This is a genomic window from Collinsella aerofaciens, from assembly GCF_039752985.1.
Lineage (GTDB): Bacteria > Actinomycetota > Coriobacteriia > Coriobacteriales > Coriobacteriaceae > Collinsella > Collinsella aerofaciens_BT.
Map to the genome: position 1 here is coordinate 1 of NZ_JBDMHA010000043.1, position 19,608 is coordinate 19,608.

General features: G+C 58.8%; 16 protein-coding genes. 7 read left to right on the top strand and 9 right to left on the bottom strand.

Annotated features, from left to right (window positions below; all coding sequences use genetic code 11):
- Nucleotides 1–222 precede the first annotated feature (222 nt).
- Complete coding sequence (locus tag ABHR76_RS06780) at nucleotides 223–1,608, bottom strand: M18 family aminopeptidase (protein WP_171021521.1); 1,386 nt, start codon at nucleotides 1,606–1,608, stop codon at nucleotides 223–225.
- Nucleotides 1,609–1,769: 161 nt separating this feature from the next.
- On the opposite strand from ABHR76_RS06780, the gene ABHR76_RS06785 reads away from it, so the two are divergent.
- The 4 genes from ABHR76_RS06785 to ABHR76_RS06800 all read left to right on the top strand — a co-directional run bounded on the left by ABHR76_RS06785 (nucleotide 1,770) and on the right by ABHR76_RS06800 (nucleotide 6,180).
- Nucleotides 1,770–2,855, top strand: a complete 1,086-nt coding sequence (locus tag ABHR76_RS06785) for a carcinine hydrolase/isopenicillin-N N-acyltransferase family protein (protein ID WP_138113243.1) — start codon at nucleotides 1,770–1,772, stop codon at nucleotides 2,853–2,855.
- A 140-nt stretch (nucleotides 2,856–2,995) separates the two neighbouring features.
- Nucleotides 2,996–4,075, top strand: a complete 1,080-nt coding sequence (locus ABHR76_RS06790; protein WP_138113245.1) for a 6-phosphofructokinase — start codon at nucleotides 2,996–2,998, stop codon at nucleotides 4,073–4,075.
- A 392-nt stretch (nucleotides 4,076–4,467) separates the two neighbouring features.
- Nucleotides 4,468–5,406, top strand: a complete 939-nt coding sequence (locus tag ABHR76_RS06795) for a helix-turn-helix domain-containing protein (RefSeq protein WP_346977139.1) — start codon at nucleotides 4,468–4,470, stop codon at nucleotides 5,404–5,406.
- Nucleotides 5,407–5,859: 453 nt separating this feature from the next.
- Nucleotides 5,860–6,180: a multidrug transporter gene (locus tag ABHR76_RS06800; RefSeq protein WP_118237093.1), complete on the top strand. Its 321-nt coding sequence runs from the start codon at nucleotides 5,860–5,862 to the stop codon at nucleotides 6,178–6,180.
- Nucleotides 6,181–6,296: 116 nt separating this feature from the next.
- Here ABHR76_RS06800 and ABHR76_RS06805 read toward each other — a convergent pair whose 3' ends face one another.
- Entirely contained in the window at nucleotides 6,297–9,062 is a 2,766-nt protein-coding gene (locus ABHR76_RS06805; protein ID WP_346977140.1) for an FtsX-like permease family protein, read from the bottom strand.
- A gap of 5 nt (nucleotides 9,063–9,067) precedes the next feature.
- The gene (locus ABHR76_RS06810) at nucleotides 9,068–9,769 is read right to left on the bottom strand and encodes an ABC transporter ATP-binding protein (RefSeq protein ID WP_117790890.1); all 702 of its coding nucleotides are present in this window, start codon (nucleotides 9,767–9,769) and stop codon (nucleotides 9,068–9,070) included.
- Nucleotides 9,770–10,040: 271 nt separating this feature from the next.
- Here ABHR76_RS06810 and ABHR76_RS06815 point away from each other — a divergent pair, with 271 nt between their 5' ends.
- Nucleotides 10,041–10,679, top strand: coding sequence for a GyrI-like domain-containing protein (locus ABHR76_RS06815; protein WP_346977141.1), 639 nt, complete (start codon nucleotides 10,041–10,043; stop codon nucleotides 10,677–10,679).
- 311 nt (nucleotides 10,680–10,990) lie between these two features.
- Here ABHR76_RS06815 and ABHR76_RS06820 read toward each other — a convergent pair whose 3' ends face one another.
- The 3 genes from ABHR76_RS06820 to ABHR76_RS06830 form a co-directional block, all read right to left on the bottom strand.
- A complete protein-coding gene (locus tag ABHR76_RS06820; RefSeq protein ID WP_346977142.1) occupies nucleotides 10,991–11,569 on the bottom strand; it encodes a methylated-DNA--[protein]-cysteine S-methyltransferase in 579 nt (192 codons plus the stop codon).
- A 348-nt stretch (nucleotides 11,570–11,917) separates the two neighbouring features.
- Nucleotides 11,918–12,943: an aspartate-semialdehyde dehydrogenase gene (locus ABHR76_RS06825; RefSeq protein ID WP_346977143.1), complete on the bottom strand. Its 1,026-nt coding sequence runs from the start codon at nucleotides 12,941–12,943 to the stop codon at nucleotides 11,918–11,920.
- Between the two features lie 173 nt (nucleotides 12,944–13,116).
- Complete coding sequence (locus tag ABHR76_RS06830; RefSeq protein WP_346977144.1) at nucleotides 13,117–14,505, bottom strand: aspartate kinase; 1,389 nt, start codon at nucleotides 14,503–14,505, stop codon at nucleotides 13,117–13,119.
- A gap of 104 nt (nucleotides 14,506–14,609) precedes the next feature.
- Here ABHR76_RS06830 and thrC point away from each other — a divergent pair, with 104 nt between their 5' ends.
- Nucleotides 14,610–16,127 carry a threonine synthase gene (gene thrC, locus ABHR76_RS06835; protein ID WP_195245871.1) on the top strand — a complete coding sequence of 506 codons (1,518 nt, stop codon included), beginning with the start codon at nucleotides 14,610–14,612 and terminating at the stop codon, nucleotides 16,125–16,127.
- Nucleotides 16,128–16,330: 203 nt separating this feature from the next.
- The gene (thrB, locus tag ABHR76_RS06840) at nucleotides 16,331–17,212 is read left to right on the top strand and encodes a homoserine kinase (protein WP_138374602.1); all 882 of its coding nucleotides are present in this window, start codon (nucleotides 16,331–16,333) and stop codon (nucleotides 17,210–17,212) included.
- Between the two features lie 282 nt (nucleotides 17,213–17,494).
- Here the strand turns inward: thrB and ABHR76_RS06845 are convergent, their stop codons facing one another.
- The 3 genes from ABHR76_RS06845 to yihA all read right to left on the bottom strand — a co-directional run bounded on the left by ABHR76_RS06845 (nucleotide 17,495) and on the right by yihA (nucleotide 19,533).
- Nucleotides 17,495–18,127: a helix-turn-helix transcriptional regulator gene (locus ABHR76_RS06845; protein ID WP_346977145.1), complete on the bottom strand. Its 633-nt coding sequence runs from the start codon at nucleotides 18,125–18,127 to the stop codon at nucleotides 17,495–17,497.
- Between the two features lie 31 nt (nucleotides 18,128–18,158).
- The gene (locus tag ABHR76_RS06850) at nucleotides 18,159–18,842 is read right to left on the bottom strand and encodes a DUF3990 domain-containing protein (protein ID WP_346977146.1); all 684 of its coding nucleotides are present in this window, start codon (nucleotides 18,840–18,842) and stop codon (nucleotides 18,159–18,161) included.
- Nucleotides 18,843–18,942: 100 nt separating this feature from the next.
- Nucleotides 18,943–19,533: a ribosome biogenesis GTP-binding protein YihA/YsxC gene (gene yihA / locus ABHR76_RS06855; RefSeq protein ID WP_343001509.1), complete on the bottom strand. Its 591-nt coding sequence runs from the start codon at nucleotides 19,531–19,533 to the stop codon at nucleotides 18,943–18,945.
- Between the last annotated feature and the right edge of the window lie 75 nt (nucleotides 19,534–19,608).

Consider the following 19,608-nt stretch of genomic DNA (forward strand, 5'->3'; position numbering starts at 1 on the left):
GTCGACGCTGCGCGCCGCCCAGAGCGACAATTTGTCATTCAAAAGGCAAGGCATGACCAGAAGGTCTATGCCTTGCCTTTTTCATGCCAACTTGTTCGCTCTGGACATCGCTCGCTGACGCTTGCTCAACCTGCGGTGTCATAACAATTCTGTCCAGCTGTTGGCTTTGCGGCATTTGCCCAGATAAAACCTGCATAATAAACCTGTCCCTTTTAGCAGGTTTTAGAGCTCCACGCTTTCGGCACCGTTGATGGTTAGGTTTCGCTCGTAGAAGGCTGTGAGGGCGCGGATGGCGTACATGACGTCGCGCACGCCGCCGGTCTCGTAGCTCGAGTGCATGGCCAGCTGCGGCAGGCCCACGTCCACGGCATGCATGCTCGCCTGCATATTGGACAGATTGCCGAGCGTGGATCCGCCGGCCATATCGCTCTTGTTGGCGAAGGCCTGCGTGGGCACGTCGGCGTCATCGCAAATAGCTTGGAACACCGCGCGGCTAAAGGCATCGGTACAATAGTGCTGGTTGGCTGCCTCCTTGATGACGATACCGCCGTTGAGCACCACCTGGCTGCGGGCGTCGCACTTCTCGGCGTGGTTGGGGTGCACGGCATGCGCGTTGTCGCAGCTCACGAGCATCGATGCGGCAAGGGCGCGATGATACGACTCGTCGTCAAAGCCCAGCGATCCGTTAATGCGGCGCAGCGCGTCGGCCAAGAACGTCGACATGGCGCCCTGCTTGGTCTCGGAGCCAACCTCCTCATTATCAAAGCAGCAAAAGACCGAAACGTCGTGCGCGTTCTCGGCACCCAAAAATGCCTGCAGCGAGGTATAGGCGCAGGCCAGGTCGTCGAGCTTGGGCGTCGAGATAAACTCGTCGGCCCAGCCCCAAATGCGCGCATCCTGGCGGTTGACCAGGAACAAATCGCGGCCCAGAATTTGCTCGGGCTCAACGTCCAGCTCTTCGGCAATCAGGGCATCAAAATCTCCCTGCTTGAGTTCGCCGGCGCTGATGAGCGGGCACAGGTCGACGGCTCGGTTGGGAGCAAAGCCCTCGTTAACGCCGCGGTTCATGTGGATGGCAAGGCTCGGGATAATAGCGACCTCGCGCTCGGTGGCAAGCAGGCGGCTCTCAATACGGTCGCCCTCGCGTACCAGCACGCGGCCCGCGAGTGCCAGCGGACGGTCGAACCAGGTGTAGTCGATCATGCCGCCGTAGGCCTCGGTGTTCAGGCGCAGCGTCTCGCCCGCGCCGTCGAGCTCGGGCACGGCCTTAACCTTAAACGTCGGCGAGTCGCTGTGCGACGCCGTCAGCTGAAAATGGTAGTCGCCGGCAACGCCGTCCTCGCCCCACGTAGCAGCCAGGTCCTCGCCCACCTTAAAGGCGATAACGCTCGAGGTGTTGCGCTGCGTGTAATAACGCCCGCCCGGCTCGATGTCCCACGCCGCGTTCTCGGACAGGTAGGTAAAGCCCGCCTCGTCGAGCTCGGCCATAATGGTCGCCGCCGTATGGAACATGCTGGGGCATGCCTCGATAAAGTCGATAAGGTCGTTGGCGGCCTCGATATCATCGGCCGTCACATGCGCGCGCTCGGGCGTTTCCTGATCCGTCATGCTCTCCCCTTTCGCTGGGTTGATGGTCCCTTCCAGCATACCCCGCCGCGCCAGCGCTGCACTCTTCATTCCGTGTTTAATCCCGCACCGTTCACCAAGTTGAGCCATCATGCCCGTGCACCTTTTGCGACAATTACGCTAACAGGACGAGAGGAGCCGCCATGAAGCCACGTAACATTGCCATCGCCTGCGGTGTCGCGGGAGTCGCCGTCGGCCTTGCCGCTGCCACCGGTATCGTTTATCACAAGCAAATCAAGTCCGCCGCGTCGCTCAAACGCTTGACCGGCTACGCGGATGGCTATGACCTGTACGCAATCGACATCGCCTACGACTACGATCTTGATCGCATCATCGCCGCTGGCGTGCGCGACGACCAGGCCTACATCGATGCCGTGGTGGCGCAGGTGCTGCCCGGTGTGCCGGTACATGTCCAGGCGCCCCAGTTTGCCTGCAGCGCTTTTGTCGCCGTAGATGCCGAAGGCCGCGTGCGCACCGGTCGCAATTACGACTTTAAGGACGACACCTCAGCGCTGCTGGTGCGCAATCACCCACGCGGCGGCTATGCCTCCATCGGGTTTGCCGCCCTTAACAACCTGGGCGATAACACTCCGCTTGACTCCGTCGCCGGACGGGCCGCCGCACTCATGGGCCCATTTGCCCAGCTCGACGGTGTTAACGAATGCGGCGTGTCCATTGCCGTACTCACCCTGGATTCCCAGCCCTGTGACCAGGACACGCAACGCCCCGTCATCAATACCTCGCTCGCCATCCGCCTGGTGCTCGACCGTGCCGCCACCACGCAAGAAGCTGTCGACCTGCTTTCCGCCTACGACATGCACGCCATGGCAGGACGCGATTACCACTTCTTTATCAACGACGCCGCCGGTGACGCGCGCGTAGTAGAGTGGGATCCGCGCGATCCGGACCGCGCTTTCAAAGCGACTCCTGTACGCCAGGTTACGAACTTCTACGCCTGCTATGGCGACGAAGTGCTGCCCAACCAAAAGAATGGCGAGCTGGGCCATGGTAAAGAGCGCGCCGTCGCAATCGCCGATGTCCTTGACGCCCATGTCGGTGCCCAGGACGAGACAGTCGTTTGGAAGGCCCTGCGCGCTGCGGCGCAAGAGCCCAATCCGGAAGACATCACCAGCAACACGCAGTGGTCGGTCGTCTTTGACAATACCGAGCCCGCTGCCGCCATCACGCTGCGCCGTCACTGGGGCAACGTCGATGCCTTCGCACTGTAAGGAGCCAGGCCCGTCGACCTTACGCTCGCCTGACGTTGCTTACATTTCCATACGCTTGAGCTAACACGTTTTACCCCCGCATCAACAGTGTGCGGGGGTAAACTTATGCGCATGTTATAACTTGCCCGGAAGGATTCACCATGCTTAGGATCGGTCTTCTTACTAGTGGCGGCGACTGCCAGGCGCTCAACGCCACCATGCGCGGCATTGTCAAAACGCTTATGACCAATAGCAAAGAGCCTATCGAGATTTATGGCTTTGAGGACGGATATCAGGGCCTTATCTACAGCAGGTTCCGTGTCATGACACCCGCCGATTTTAGCGGCATCCTCACCCGCGGCGGCACTATTCTGGGCACGAGCCGCACGCCGTTTAAGCGCCTGAACATTCCCGAGGCCGACGGCGTCGAGAAGGTGCCCGCGATGGTCCACACCTATCACAAGTTGCAGCTCGACTGCCTGTTTATGCTGGGCGGCAACGGCTCCACCAAGACCGCCAACCGCCTGCGCGAAGAGGGCCTCAACGTTATCGCCCTGCCCAAGACCATCGATAACGACACCTGGGGCACCGAGATGACGTTTGGCTTTACGAGCGCCATCGACGTCGCCACCAAGTGCATCGACGACATCCACACTACCGCCTCGAGCCACGGCCGCGTGTTCGTCATCGAGATCATGGGCCATAAGGTCGGCTGGATCCCGCTGTATGCCGGCGTCGCGGGCGGTGCGGATGTCATCTTGATTCCCGAGATCCCCTACGACATGGACCAGGTCATCAAGACCATCGAGCATCGCATGGAGACCGGCAGCCGCTTTACCATCGTGGCCGTCGCCGAGGGCGCTATCTCCAAGGAGGACGCGGCGCTGTCCAAGAAGGAGTACAAGAAGAAGCTCGCCGAGCGCACGAGCCCGTCAATCGTGTACGACATCGCCAAGGAGATCGAGGCCAAGACCGGTCGCGAGACCCGCGTCGCCATCCCCGGCCACACGCAGCGCGGCGGTCAGCCCGACGCCCAGGACCGCATCTTTGCGACTCAGTGCGGCGTCGAGGCAGCGCTCGGCTGCCTGCGCGGCGAGTTTGGCTACATGATTGCCCTGCGCGACGGCAAAATGTGCCACATGCCGCTCGAGGATGTCGCCGGCAAGCTCAAGTTTGTCGACCCCCAGAGTGATCTGGTGCGCGAGGCCAAGGCGCTGGGCATCAGCTTCGGCGACGAATAGCCCCGGCTGGAACTGCTCCCATCGGAGGCCCCAGGGCTTACCTCCCAAATCGTCCTCGGACATGTCAGGACCCCGCTGCGCGCTTCGCGCGGCGGGGTCCTTCCGTCCTGCGGAAAGATTCGGGAGGTAAGCCCTGGGGCCTCCTGCGGTAACTAGGGAGGCCGAAGCTATTCGTCTTCTTGCTGCGGGTGCGTGGGCTGAGATTTTGGGATGTTGCAGGCTCTTAGCTGAGAGTAGCACCGACATTTGTCCTAAAATGGCTGGTCGTTAGGGGTTGCTACCGGTAGTTGCGGTAGGGTTTGAGCAGATTCTAACTAGAAATGGTGGTCGCTACCGGTTGTTCTCGGCATACTCGGCTCATTCGATTCGACCATCAAACGAAAGGAACCACCATGGATCTTGCGATGGCACAGCGCCTCGTCGATCGCCGTAAAGCTGCCGGGCTTTCTCAGGAGGCGCTTGCTGCCCAGCTGGGCGTAAGCCGCCAGGCTGTTAGTAAATGGGAGCGCAGCGAGTCCTCACCCGATACCGATAACCTCATTGCGCTCGCCGCGCTGTATGGCGTGTCGTTGGATGAGCTGTTGTATGGGGAGGCGGTGGATAGCACTGACGACTCGCAGGCTGATGATGATGCACAGAACAGCAACGCCGGCACCAAAGCTTCAGATGAGGCTGAAGAGGCTGAGGCTTCTACTGAGCACGCTGGTTACAGCGATAAGCCACTTGTCGATATTTCCCTCGCGCGCGGTATCCACGTCATTGATCCCAATAAAGGCGAGGAAGTCCATGTTGGTTGGAGCGGCATCCATGTGACCAACGAGCGCAAGGGCGAAGAGGTGCATGTGGGGCCGGGCGGCGTGCATATCGATACGCTTGAGGACGATGGACATAGCGTGCGTACCAATGACGACGGCACCGTCACCATCGACGGCGAGACGTTTTCCAGCTGGAAGGAAGCACACGACAAGCTCGACCATCATGGCAAGCATTTCCACACCAAGGTCGGACGTGCATGGAACAAATTCCCCTTCCCCGCACTCGTCACTCTCGCCTATCTGGTGCTCGGCATTGTCTACGGCACATGGGCTACGGGACTCTTCCTCGTCTTTCTGATTCCCATCTACTACGCGCTTGGCGACTTTATCGACCAACGCCACTTATCTAAGCTGATCGATGTCGTCTATTCAGTCAGCGCCGAGACATGGTTCCTCTTCATGTGGCTCCGCCTGGGGCAACCCCATCCCGCCTGGGTAATCCTCATCACCATCCCGGTCGTAAAAGCACTCATGCGTTGGTGCCGTAAACAATGGAAGCATCGCAAGCGAGCCTAAACCATCCCAGCCCGACAGCAGCACCCAACTAGTACTCCCCCGCCCATCCCTCCTAAGTTGCGGTGATATAGTTTCGGTTTTAGCCTTGAGTAGTCGAGTTTAGGAACTATTCCACCGCAACTTACGAATGATCGGAGCGGCTACAGCACAAGCGTCGGCGTTCGTTTGATGGTCCGCCACGAAAAGGGGCTATCTACTACGTTTAACTCGATGGGGCCAACCATGACCGCCCTTTTCGAAAATCGACAGGCCTTCTACCTGCGGTTTTATTTTTCGTTTTCCCGGCATAGTTGAGGGTATCCAATTAAACGTAGTAGATAGGCCCGTTTTGTGGCATACAACCTATTCAAGCCCAATCTCGAAGGCTAAAGAGAGCCTCTCATCAACGCTTGCGGGCGAAAACAAAATAGAATGAAAGGCAAATGGAAAGCCCGTTTGACGAGCGGAGGACATATGCGCGACGTAGCCGAAAGCGACTGGAAGCTGTTTAAGAAAATGCTTCCTCAATGGCAAGAACGTTATATGGAAAAGCTCATCGGCCAGTACGTTGAGATACTGAACGGCGACAGCGAAGCGTCCAGTAGATTTTGGGCACTAGAAGAGCACCTCAATAGAGACAAGCTGTCCTCAGGCGTAATTGCAAACGATATTCGCCGCAGCACAATGCACCGCGAGATAGCCAATTTGCTTATCGACAGCGTGATCACCCTTGACGACCTTGACGGTTTTACCGAGGACATTAAGAGCTATGCGCAACACTGGATTGGACAGTAAGAGCACTGAGCGACAAACATCCCCAGCAAAACGGGGCAAACGCCGGGCCACCTAATGGTTGCCCGGCGTTTGGCCAGATAAAACCTGCCATAATAAACCTGTCCCTTTTTGGCAGGTTACTCGGCGCTTTTGAGGGCGCCGACCATGTCGATCTTGTTGAGGGTGCGATTGGTGGCGAGGTTGACGATAAACGTAAAGCCAAAGGAAAGCACCACGGCGATCACGTAGCTTAGCGGCTCGACTTCGACGTCAAAGTACAGCGACGGCATCTGCAAAATGTACGTAAAACTCTCGGCCAGCAAGCCGCCCAGTGGCACGCCCAGCGCGGCGCCAATTGCCGTGAGGATCAACGTCTCCTTGTTGACGTAATGGTGCACCTCGCCACGGCGGAAGCCCAGCACCTTGATGGTCGCCAGCTCGCGTTCGCGCTCGGAGATATTCGTGTTGGACAGCGTAAACACCACCACAAACGACAGGCACGCCGCCATAAAGGTCACGAGCACCACGACGGAATTGATGATCGCAAAGTTCGCCTCATAGTTCTCCCAATGCTCGGCCGTGCTCGAGATGGTGAGCCAACCGTCGCTCTTAATCTTCTTGCTAAACGCAATCTGGTCGGCCGACGAGCCCTTAAGCAGCACAAAGACGCCGTTGAGGCGTGCGCTTCGACCGAACGCGCGCTCATAGGTGCCCTGCGTCATGTAAAGCGTGTTGCCCAGATAGTTAAGCGAAATGTCGCTGACTTTGACCTTGGCAACATTGAGCGACGAATCCTGGACGTGTGCTGTATCGCCCGGCTGAATCCCCAGCACCAGTTGCGAGCTCTTGCTCAAGTACACGTCCCCGTCACGCAAGGCGAGCGGTTCTTTGGACTCATCCTCCAGGCGAACGTAGTCGTCCAGATCGTTCGTGCGGTCATCGGGCACCACGATCAGCTGCACGGTCTCGCTCTTGCCGCCAAACGTAAAGGTAACGTTGTCAGTCATGATCGGCAGCGTCGAAGTTACGGTCACACCGGAATCCCTGGCTGCGCTTCGCTCGTCGAGCGCCGCGCACGTCTGCGAAAAATCGTCGGGATTGGCGACCGCCAGCAGATCGTAGCGTGTGATGTGGCCGTACTGCTTGGGCGAAAGCGCGACCGACGTGTCGCGAATACCCATACCGCAAATCACAAGCGCGGTGCAACCCGCGATGCCAAAGATGGTCATAAAGGCGCGCTTTTTATAGCGGAAAAGGTTGCGTGCAGCGACCTTGTTCAAAAAGCCCATGCGGCGCCAGATAAAGCCGATGCGCTCGAGCAGAATGCGCGAGCCAGCGCGCGGGGCCTTGGGACGCATAAGCGAGGCCGGGGTCTCGGCCATCTCGTGGCGGCAGGCGATAATCGTGGCGCCCACCACGCCCACGGCAAACAGCGCCACCGAAACGATCGAGGACACGATGTCGTACGAAAGCAGCATCTGGGGCAGTGAGTACATGTCGTCGAACACCGTAAACAGGAACAGCGGCAGGCCCACAAATCCGATGATGTTGCCGAGCACGCCGCCGATCAGACAAGCCCACAGCGCATAGTCCACGTATTTGGACAGGATGCGTCCGCGCGAATAACCGAGTGCCTTATACAGGCCGATGAGCGTGCGCTCCTCCTCGACCATACGCGTGGCGGTGGTAAGGCTGATGAGCACGGCGACGATAAAGAAGATGAACGGGAACACCGTGGCGATGGCCTCAATTGACGAGCTGTCGCTCTCCACGCTCGAGTAGCTTGCGATGTTGCCGCGGTCCTGGATGTACCAGGTGCATTCGCCCAGATCGGAAAGCTCGGCGCGGGCATCGGCAAACTGTTGATCGGCGGCGGCGCGACGCTGATCCAGGTCGGCTTGCGCCTGCGCACGCTCGTCGCTGCCCTCGGCCATGCGATTGATGTTGTCCCGCTCAATCCCAAAGAGCATATTCGCCTGACGCTCAGCCGCGTCCAAGCTCGCCGGCGTGTCGACCGTCAGCTCCTGGGCGCGCGCCTTCTCACGCTCCTCGCGGATCTTCTCGATATTGCCCTTGACCTCATTGATCTTTGCCGCGTAGGAATCCGAATAGGAGTTGAGGCTCTTGGCTCCCTCAACGATCACGTGGACCGCGGAGTAGGAAGAAGATGTCGCGGCGTCCTCGCTCACATAGAACTTATAGTCCGCCGCCGAAGCAGCGCGAAAGGCGTTGACTGTCGAGTCAGAACTTACATCAGTGGGGTCGAGGACCTCAGCCGTAATGGTGTAATCGCCCGCGGCAAACTGGTCCTTGGCGCTTTGATTGGACGAGCTCGCGTCATTGGCGGCAAAACTCACCGTATCGCCGATTTTCTTGCCCGATGCCTTCAGGAACTTCGAAGTCACCGCGACTTCATCGGCGCTCTCGGGCAAATCGCCGTTCACGAGCACCGGCTGATCGATGTTCTCCTTGGAGAGACTCTGCACGACCACGCGCTCGCGCGTTGTGCCCACGGCGGTGTAGGCGGTCTCGGTGTAGATGCCCTCGGCCGTTTCGACGCCATCGACCTCTTGTATGGCGTCGAGATCATCGTCAGTCAGGCCATAGGTCGACTGCACGTTAATGTCATAGACATTTTGCTGGTCGAAGTAGGCATCAACCGAATCACACAGGTCCTCGCAACCCGCCTTAAGGCCGCACATCACGCTCACGCCAAGCGCGGTGATGACCACGATTGACAAAAAGCGCTTAAGACTGCCTCGGATTGTGCGGTAGATGCCACGGCGAAAAACCGTCGGCACCATATCGTTTGAGCTTTGGGCAGTGCGGTAGGTCGTAAAATCCTGCTCGCGCTCCGTGTTCTGCGCGTCGCGGCGTAGGCTGTTTTGGCGGTCTTGGTCCATGGGCGCTACCACTCGATCGTCTCGATAGGCACGGGATTTTGCTGGACCGTCTCGCTCTCCACGCGACCGTTCTTAAAGCGGATCAGGCGATCGGCCATGGGCGCCAGCGCGGAGTTGTGGGTGATGATGATGACCGTAATGCCCTGCTTGCGGCAAGTGTCCTGCAGCAGCTGCAAGATCTGCTTGCCGGTTTTATAGTCGAGCGCGCCCGTGGGCTCGTCGCACAGGAGCAGCTTGGGGTTCTTTGCCAGTGCACGGGCAATGGACACGCGCTGCTGCTCGCCGCCCGAAAGCTGCGCCGGAAAGTTAGCGAGTCGGTCGCCCAGGCCAACCTGGCAAAGCGTTTGCTCGGCATCGAGCGAATCGGGGCAGATCTGAGCTGCGAGCTCAACGTTTTCGAGTGCCGTCAGGTTGGGAACCAGATTGTAGAACTGGAAGACAAAGCCGACGTCGGCGCGGCGGTATTCAACAAGCTGCGCCTCGTTGGCGGAGCTCACGTCGCGCCCGTCCACCGTCACGGTGCCGGAAGTCGCCGTATCCATGCCGCCCAGGATGTTGAGCGCCGTGGTCTTGCCAGCACCCGAGGCGCCCAGGATAATGGCGAGCTCACCGCGCTCGACCGTAAAGCTCGCGCCGTCGAGCGCATGAATACGGGCGTCGCCCTCGCCGTATGCCTTGATGACATCTTTGAATTCGATATAGGCCATCGATTGGTTCCCATCTGGTCGGATAACTCTTTAGTATTACCCATTTCGCACCGACCAAAAAGGGACAGGTTCATTTTGGCAGGTTTTATATGGGGAAACGGCAGCCATAGATGAGGCGCCGGGGAGACAGAGAAATCATCGACAGGGTCAAGCCGACCGCCAAACACAACGCACGTATCTCTATCTGTCAACCAAATCATTCGAACAGCTGTTCGTTTCTATGATATGATTCCACTATCTAAGCAGGCCAATACGCAGAAAGGCGGCCAACATGGCGTTCGATTTTAAGAAGGAATGCAAGGAGCTCTACAAACCTGCAAGCAAGCCGAGTATCGTAACCGTCCCGCCTATGAGCTACGTTGCCGTTCGCGGAAAGGGCGACCCAAATACCGAAGGTGGCGAGTATCAAAACGCCCTGCCGCTGCTTTACGGCATCGCCTATACCGTCAAGATGTCGAAGAAAGGCTCAAGGAATATCGAGGGCTATTTCGACTTTGTGGTACCGCCGCTCGAGGGTTTCTGGTGGCAAGACTCTCCGAGCGGCAACATCGATTATGTACGCAAGGACGATTTCAACTTTATCTCGTGCATCCGCCTACCCGATTTCGTCACCCGAGATGACTTTGACTGGGCAGTCGTGGAAGCCACGAACAAAAAGAAACTGGACTTTTCTGCCGTCGAGCTGCTTAAAGTTGACGAGGGTCTCTGCGTTCAATGCATGCACACCGGGCCCTACGACAACGAACCGGCGACCGTAGACGCTATGCATGAATACGCGACCGAGCTGGGCTATGTCCCCGACCTCTCAGACACCCGTTTACATCACGAAATCTATCTCTCCGATCCACGCAAATGTGCACCGGAGAAACTTAAGACTGTGGTTCGTCATCCTATCAAGCGCGCTGAATAGCGTGGGGCGCCGTCCCGCGCATCAGGTTTTAGTCCAGGCAATCAGCCGCTCCAAGGTCATCTGGCAGCTTCCTTGACGCAGGTCATCGTATCTTATAATTTTATGTCTCTAAAGCTGGAAAGCCTCTCAACGATGCGCAACTCCAGCTCTTTTTATACCAAGAGGCTTAAATGAAATACCAGAAGTCGTGGATATCCATCAACGAACAGATAGCACTATTGACAGAAAACAAGGGTCTTAAGTGCTCTGATCAAAGCGAACTCGAGCGAGCTTTGGTCGAAGTCGGCTACTTCAGGCAAAGTACTCGAGCGTTACTCCTCGTACGCACCCTCGAGCCGAAGTAGCCACTCCTTGCGATCGAGCCCGCCGGCATATCCGTTGAGCGAACCATCGGCCGCCACCACGCGATGGCACGGCACGATAATCGAAACAGGGTTGCGAGCGACCGCAGCCCCCACCGCACGGGGGGACACAACGGGTGCCTCGTTTCCCGGCACACGATGTCGAGCCGCAACGCGCTGAGCGATCTCGCCATACGTAGCGACCTCGCCACGCGGGATAGAGAGCAGCTCAAACCAAACCTCACGCTGAAATGCCGTGCCAATCATATGCAACGGCGGCGTAAACCGAGGCTCCTGCCCCGCAAAATAAGCATTCAGCCAAGCCCAGGAACGCTCAAGCACCGAAGACGCCGCACCATTTGCCGGACTCACCGACGACATGCCGCCAGCACCAGAAACTGCATCGGCGCCTTCAACATGTTCGGGATCTTCTTTGAGAAGCGTGGAGCCAAAGTGCTCCTGTCCCTCAAACCAAAGCCCCGTCAGACCGCGGCCATCAGCGGCAAGCAAGATTTCGCCCAAAGGCGAGGCAAATGTCGTCGTGACCACCAGCGGCTCCTTTCAAAACTCCGCAACATAATACCGCGAATTGTGCAGACAACCCCAATCGACCCCAAAGTCACCCAAGGCAGCAGGCGCAAAGCGCCGAGGCCGCCGCCGGGACCAGGGCCCGCAACAGCCACGCGCCCCCATATCAGCTCAGCGGCCCCAACCAACAACGGCCCCATCGCAGGCCGCTTGCAGCAGCGTCACCGCAGGCGGGGGCCGGGCTAGTTTTCAGAACACTCCGCAGACCAGTGTGGCGCCTTGTCCGCGGCTCCGAAGGAGCAGGACAAGGCGCCACACATGGTCGAGGACGTTCTGAAAACTAGCCCGGCCCCCGCCGGACAGGTCACACTACTCGCAGAGCAGCTTAGCAATCTGGACGGCGTTAGTTGCCGCGCCCTTACGGATTTGGTCACCGCAGCACCAGAAAGTGATGCCGCGCGCAGCCTCGGGGTTCGAGATGTCGCGGCGCACACGACCGACCCAAATCAGGTCCTGGTCGGAGGTGTCCATCGGCGTGGGGAAACGGTCGTGCGCATCCTCGGCGCTCATGTCGTCAACCAGCTTCACGCCCGGAGCGGCAGCCAGCGCAACACGGGCCTCGTCAACCGTAATGTCACGCTCGAACTCGAGCGTGATGCTCTCGGAGTGCGAACGCAGCACGGGCACACGCACGCAGGTGCAGTTCACGCGCAGCTCGGGCAGATGCATAATCTTGCGGCCCTCGTTTTGTAGCTTCATCTCCTCGGAGGTAAAGCCCTCCTCCTTGACGCCGCCAATCTGCGGAATCAGGTTACTCGCCAGCTGGGCGGCAAACGCGCGCGGCTCGGGAATCTCCTCGCCGCGACCCAGGGCGGCCAGCTGAGCCTCGAGCTCGGCCATACCGGGAGCACCGGCACCAGAAGCCGCCTGATACGTCGAGACGATCATGCGCTTCACGCCGGCAAGCTGATGCAGCGGCCACGTGGGAACCAGGCCGATGATGGTCGCGCAGTTGGGGTTGGCGATAAGGCCGTGATGCCACTTGATGTCGTCGGCATTGATCTCGGGCACGACCAGCGGCACCTCGGGATCCATGCGGAAGGCATGGCTGTTGTCGACCACGACGGCGCCGCGCTTTACGGCCTCGGGCAGCAATTCCTTGGCGATATCGTCGCCGGCAGCGCCAAGCACAATGTCACAGCCCTCAAAGGCCTCGGGGCAAGCCTCTTCGATCACGATTTGCTCGCCGCGGAACTCGACGGTCTTGCCCGCGGAGCGTGCGCTTGCCAACAGCTTGAGCTTGCCGACCGGGAACTCCTGCTCGTTGAGGCACTCGAGCATCTGGGTGCCCACGGCTCCCGTCGCGCCCAAAATAGCAACCGTGTACTGTTTCATGCTTCCCCCTTTAAAGGTTGTGGCTTTTGCCCGCACGCCGAGCAGGCCGATTGTTGTTGCCAGTTTATACAAGAACAGGGCGGGCATGAAACCCGCCCCGTCGAAACGAAACCGAAACGAAACGCCCCGCCGTAGATTTTTGAGACATGACCCAAAAATCTACCGAGCAGTCGCTACTTTTTGAGCGCGGCCAGGGTGGGATCGGCCGGCGCGGGAGCCTCCAGATCGGAGACCTTCACAATGCCGTTCTCATCGGAGAAGGCACGGTAAATGGTCCGAATCGCAAGGTCGAAGTCCTTCTCCTCGACACCGATAATGATATTGATCTCGTCACAGCTCTGCGAAATCATGCGCACGCTCACGCCGGCCTGGCCAAGCATGCCAAACAGGTGGCCCGAGATGCCTGCACGACCGCGCAGGTTACGGCCGACGGTCGCGATGAGCGCCAAGCCCTCGACAACCTCGATCTCGAGCGGCTCGACCTCCTGCTGGATGTCGCCCACGAGCGAGTACAGCGAATCGTGCACATCCTTCTCCTGCACCACGGCGCCAAAGCGGTCGACACCGGTGGGCATGTGCTCGACGGAAACGTCATAGCGCTCGAAGACCGAAAGCGCACGGCGCATAAAACCGACACGGGGTTTGGTGCGGTCGCGGGCAACGTTGATGGCGACAAAACCGCGCTTGCCGGTCACACCGGTAATGATGGGCTCCGCCTCGCCCTCATCAGCCGTCTCGCTAATGATGGTGCCGGGGTCCTGCGGCGCATTGGTGTTCTTGATGACCAGCGGAATGCCTGCCTCGCGCACGGGGAACACAGCCTCCTCGTGCAGGACGCTTGCGCCCATGTACGAAAGCTCGCGCAGCTCCTCGTAGGTAACGCGCGCAATGGGCTGAGCCTCGGGCACAATACGCGGATCGGCAGAATAGAAGCCCGAGACGTCGGTCCAGTTCTCATACAGATCGGCGCCCAGGCACTTAGCCAAGATCGAGCCCGAGATATCGCCGCCGCCACGATCGAGCAGCTTGATCTGGCCCTCACGCGTCGCGCCGTAGAAACCGGGCATAACAAAGCCGCCCTGCTGACCGTACTCCTGCACCAACTCGGAGGTACGATTCATGCTGAGCGTACCGTCGTGATGGAACGCCACAACCGTCGCGGCGTCCAGGAACGGTAAGCCCAGGTACTCGGCCATCAGGCGGGCGGTAAAGTACTCGCCACGGCTCACAAGCTCCTCGGTGGAGTAGCCGCCCGAGCGGGCGCGCTCGGCAAAGGCCGCGAACTCCTCACGGATGGGATAGGTGAGCTCCAGCTCGTCGGCAATATCAAAGTAGCGCTGGCCGATGTCCTCGAGCAGCTCCTCGCACGACACGTGGTACTTAACGTGCGCGTTAACCAGGTAGAGCAGGTCGGTCACCTTGGTGTCGCCCTTAAAGCGGCGACCGCAGGCGGAAACCACCACAAAACGGCGAGCCGGGTCGGCATCGACGATGGCCTTGATCTTCTTAAAGTGTTCGGCGTCGGCGACCGACGAGCCGCCAAACTTGGCAATCTTAATCATGGGCTGGAGGTTACCTTTCTAAAAAGCCTCTGCGAACCTATTTTGCGCGCTCTGATACCATGGTTTCACCGATTGGGACCAAGGCATCCGAGGAGCAGTGTTATATGGGAACTTATCATAGTACACGAGGACGCACTTTATCGTGCTCAAGTAAGGTGGCAATCCGCACCGGCATCGCTCCCGACGGGGGTCTGTTTGTCTCGGACGAGCTCGGCACCCAGCAGGTCGATATCAGCTCGCTTGCAGATAAATCGTACTTTGAAATCGCTCAAGATGTGTTGGGAATGTTACTGAATGATTACACGACCGAAGAAATTTCGGCGTGTGTCGACGAGGCATACCGCGGCACGTTCGCGAGTGAAGAGGTTACGCCGCTCGTCAAACTCGACGCTGCGCCGGGCGCTGACGCCCCTCAGACCTATGTGATGGAGCTCTTTGGCGGCCCCACGAGCGCCTTTAAGGACGTCGCCCTGCAGATGCTCCCCCGCTTGATGGCCCGCACTTCCGCCAAGGACGGCGGCGCCGAGCGCATCATGATCGTCACCGCCACGTCGGGCGACACCGGCAAGGCCGCACTTGCCGGTTTTGCCGACGCCCCGGGCACGGGCATCACCGTCTTTTATCCCGAGGGCAAGGTCAGCCGCGTGCAGAATCTGCAGATGTCCACGCAGGAGGGCGGCAACGTCGCCGTCTGCGGCATCCGCGGCAACTTCGACGACGCCCAGAGCGCCGTCAAGCGCATCTTTGCCGATAAGGAGCTGGCCGAGCGCCTTGAAGCCGCCGGCACGGTGCTTTCGAGCGCCAACTCCATCAACGTCGGGCGCCTGGTGCCGCAGGTCGTCTACTACTTTGCCGCCTATGCGCAGCTGCTGCGCGCCGGTGCCATCGAGGCCGGCAATGCCGTGGAGTTCTGCGTGCCGACCGGCAACTTTGGCGATATCCTGGCCGGCTACTACGCCAAGCGCATGGGTCTGCCCGTTGCCAAGCTCATCGTCGCGAGCGACAAGAACAACGTTCTGGCTGACTTCCTGACCACCGGCGTCTACGACCGCAACCGTCCGTTCTTCACGACCATCTCGCCGTCGATGGACATCCTCATCAGCTCCAACCTGGAGCGCATGCTGTACTTCCTGTCCGATGGCGACTGCGAGCTCGTTGCCGGCCTTATGGAGCAGCTGGCACAGACTGGTCGCTATGAGGTTCCCGCCGACCTGCTGGCAAAGATTCAGAGCGTGTTTGGCTGCGGCTGGGCCAGCGAGGACGAGGTCCGCGCCGCCATCAAGAGCTGCTGGGACGCCAACGGCTACGTGATCGACCCGCACACCGCCTGCGGCTATCACGTCTTTGAGCAGGTCGCCCCCGCCGAGGGCGCTAAGGCCCGCGTGCTGCTTTCGACCGCCAGCCCCTACAAGTTCCCACGCGCCTGCTGCGACGCCCTGGGCCTCGACGTTCCCGAGGATGATTTTGAGGCCATGCGTGTACTCGAGCAGGCCACCAACACGGTCGCCCCGACCCAGCTCGCCGAGCTCGAGTCCAAACCCGTCCGCTTCGAAGACGTCTGCGACGTAGCCGACATGGCCAACTACGTAGAGTCTGCAGCAAAAAAGATGGCTACCAACTAAACCCCATATAAGGCGCCGGCGAAAGCCGGCGCACCTTCTTTTATCAGATACCTACCGGGATGATGACGAACGTGCATAGCGTGCCTGGCTGTTTAGTTCGTCGCGAGTTCCGCACGCAAAGGAAAGCACTTAATGTGCTTTCCGTCTTGCGCAGGACTGCCCGAGCAGCGAACTAAACAGCCAGGCACGCCAGGAGGACTCACATGATCAAGATCACCGTCCCAGCAACAAGCGCCAACTTGGGCATTGGCTACGATACCCTCGGCATGGCCGTCAGCCTCTACTCGCACTTTACCTTTGAGCGCGCCGACAAGCTCACCATCACGGGCTGCCCCGAAGAGTTCCAAAACGAGAATAACCTGGTCTATGTAAGCTTTGTCGATGCTCTGGCCGCCTGGGGCGAGCCGGCTTTTCCCGTTGCCATCGACATCCAGACCGACGTGCCCGTCGCCCGCGGCCTGGGCTCCAGCTCCACCTGCGTCGTCGCCGGCATTATGGCCGCCGCCGCACTGACAGGCCACACCGTCGACCGCGCCGAGCTGGTTCGCATCGCCACCGAGGTCGAGGGCCATCCCGATAACGTCGCCCCCGCTATCCTGGGCGGCGCCGTCTGCTCCTTTACGCCGACCGATTCGCTCCCCCAGTGCCTGCGCTACGAGGTGAGCGATCGCCTGCGTTTTATTACCGTGATTCCGCCCTACGAGGTACACACGAGCGAGGCGCGCAAGGTCGTGCCGCAGGAGATTCCGCTCTCCACCGCCGTGTGGCAGATGGGCCGCATCGCCGGTATGACGCGCGGCTTGGAGACCGGTGACCTCAACCTGATTGCCGCCGCCAATGACGACCGCATTCAGGAGCCCTATCGTCGCCGCCTGATTCCCGACTACAACGCCGTGCGCGACACCTGCCTTAACGGCGGCGCTAAGACCATCTGGATTAGCGGCTCGGGCTCGACCCTCATGGCTGTGACCGACGACACCATCGTGGCAAAGTTCCTGCAGGTCAAGCTGCGCGAGCAGTTCCCTAAGTGTGATACGCATATTCTGACGTGCGACACGGAAGGCGCCCAGATCGAATACCTGTAGTCGCCGTCCCGTATACCCGCCGGGGAGGCCAGGGGCTTTGCCCCCAAATCGTCCTCGGACATGGCAGGACCCCCGCTGCGCACTTCGTGCGGCGGGGGTCCTGCCGTCCTGCGGAAAGATTTGGGGGCAAAGCCCCTGGCCTCCCCTACGTTAACTTCGCTGGCGGCGGCTACAGGGACCTACACTCTGGAAAGTCGCCGGGCTGATAGTTGCTTTTTATTGATAGAGGCTCTTACTAGGTTGGAGCACTTCCTAGAGGCGGGCTTCGACTGTGTGCATGGTTTACGCGGCGCTGGGTTCTTTGTATTCGAAGACTGGTTCTAGGAGGTCTTCGATGTTGCAGTGGAGGGCTTTTGCTATGGCTCTTACGCTTGTTACCGAAGCTTCGTTGATGTTTCTCTGACGCTGCTCGTACATTTGGATTGAGCGGAGTGACACACCCGATTCGTATGCTAGGTCTTGCTGGGTTTTCTTAAGCTTCTTTCTTGCTAATGCAAGTTTTGTTTGCCTGGACGCTTTCTTCGCCATATCGCAGACGAGACGAGCCACGCGTTCCTCCGAGGCTTCGTGCCAGGGGTAGTACAGACTGCGTAGCACATCAAATGGAACGACATGCAGCAAATCTTCGAAAGACTCTCCTAGGCGCCACTGAAGGTATGCCAATATCCAGCCTGTCCAATATTCCGGTGTCTTTTCGAATCGGTAGGTTCGATTTGGCATCGGCCTTGATTGATAGCCCGACCTTTCGGCGATAAGCGCGAACAGCTCAACACCCGATTTTCCCGACACTACCCATGCGTTGCCGCGTTCGAACTCGCGAGCTACGCCGCTCAGGCAAAAGAGTTCAGCAACTTCCGATCCTTCTGCTCCATAATCGTTAACGGCATAGTCAAAGCAGTCGCCGAGGTTGTTCATTGCGTCCTCGAGGTAGTAGACGGGGTATGTCCTACTCGGCCCACAATCCGTTAACTCTTGGATCATTTAAATCAACCCTCCCTGTCATCAAATCCCTAATGTAGACACCCTCAGAGTCGAACCCATTCACAGTTTCCAAGTACTTGCGCCGCGCGTTCTGCTCTCGCTTAAAGCGCTTGGGATAATACTCAGATCCCAACGCCTGCTTCCATTCGCGGAATCTGATTGCTGAGAACGCGCGCTCGCTCATAAGAGCGTATTGGATGCCCAAATCGCCCAAACGCATAATGAGTTGCAGTTGCCTAAGTGAGATCATGCCGTTGACAAACTGTCTTGCAAACGAGAAATAAGAATCGTCTGCGCGATAGCCTCGAATAACGTCATAAGAAGAAACATCAATTAAGCAGTTATCAAGTAAATAGCGAAGCCCCTCGCGTGCTACTGGCGTTGAAACATTGAACTCTCTGTTATTCGCCAGAATTGCAAGCCAGTTGAGAATCGAGAACTCACCTGATTCCAAATCCAAAATCGCAAGGCCATCTAAATCAAGCTCATATCGATTGGCAATGCCATCGGCCTCGGTCCGGCATGCCCATTCCATCGCCATTTCCTCATGTGGCGTGCAATAAAACCCACGACCATAGTCATTGAATTGTCTGCATTTATCCAACGACGGATGCTCGACAACAACCTCCGACCCGTGCCAAAGCTCCATTGTGACCTCCAAATACAAATATCACCCCAGTGATAGTGTACCAACAACTATCACTGGGGTGATATAGATAGATGCAACTATTGCCTGCCAAGAGCCCTTACTAGAGGCAGGCCTCGGCGATGCGCTTTTTGAGTTCGTCGATGCCGATACCGGTCTGGGAGCTTGTGATGATCACGTTCTCGGCCGGGACGTTGAGCTGCTTTTTGATGGCTGCTGCTTGGCGGGCCTGCTGGGTGCGGCTGAGTTTGTCGGCCTTGGTGAGGCAGACGATAAAGTTGAACTCGTTGCCCTGTAGGTAGTCGATCATGTCGTGGTCGAGCTTGCTGGGGTCGTGACGAATGTCCACCAACGAGACGACCAAGTTAAAGCTGCGCTCGGAGTCGAAAAAGTCGCCGATAAGCTCGGCCCAGCGGTCGCGCTCGGCCTTGGAGCGACGGGCGAAACCGTAACCCGGCAGGTCCACGAAATGCACGTCATCGGCCTCAAAGAAGTTGATGTTGCTCGTCTTGCCCGGCGTACTGGAAACCTTGACCAGGTTCTTGCGGCCAAAGAGCTTGTTCATGATGGACGACTTGCCCACGTTGGAGCGGCCGACAAAGCTCACCTCGGGGCAGGTGGACTCGGGGATCTGCGAAACCTTGCCGTAGCTGGCGACGAACTTGGCAAGCTGATAGTTAATGGAATCGGCCATGGACACTCCTTGGTCGTAGGTTCTTACAAATAGACGCGCTATTGCGCAGCGGCAATGCGGCGGACGATATCGAGC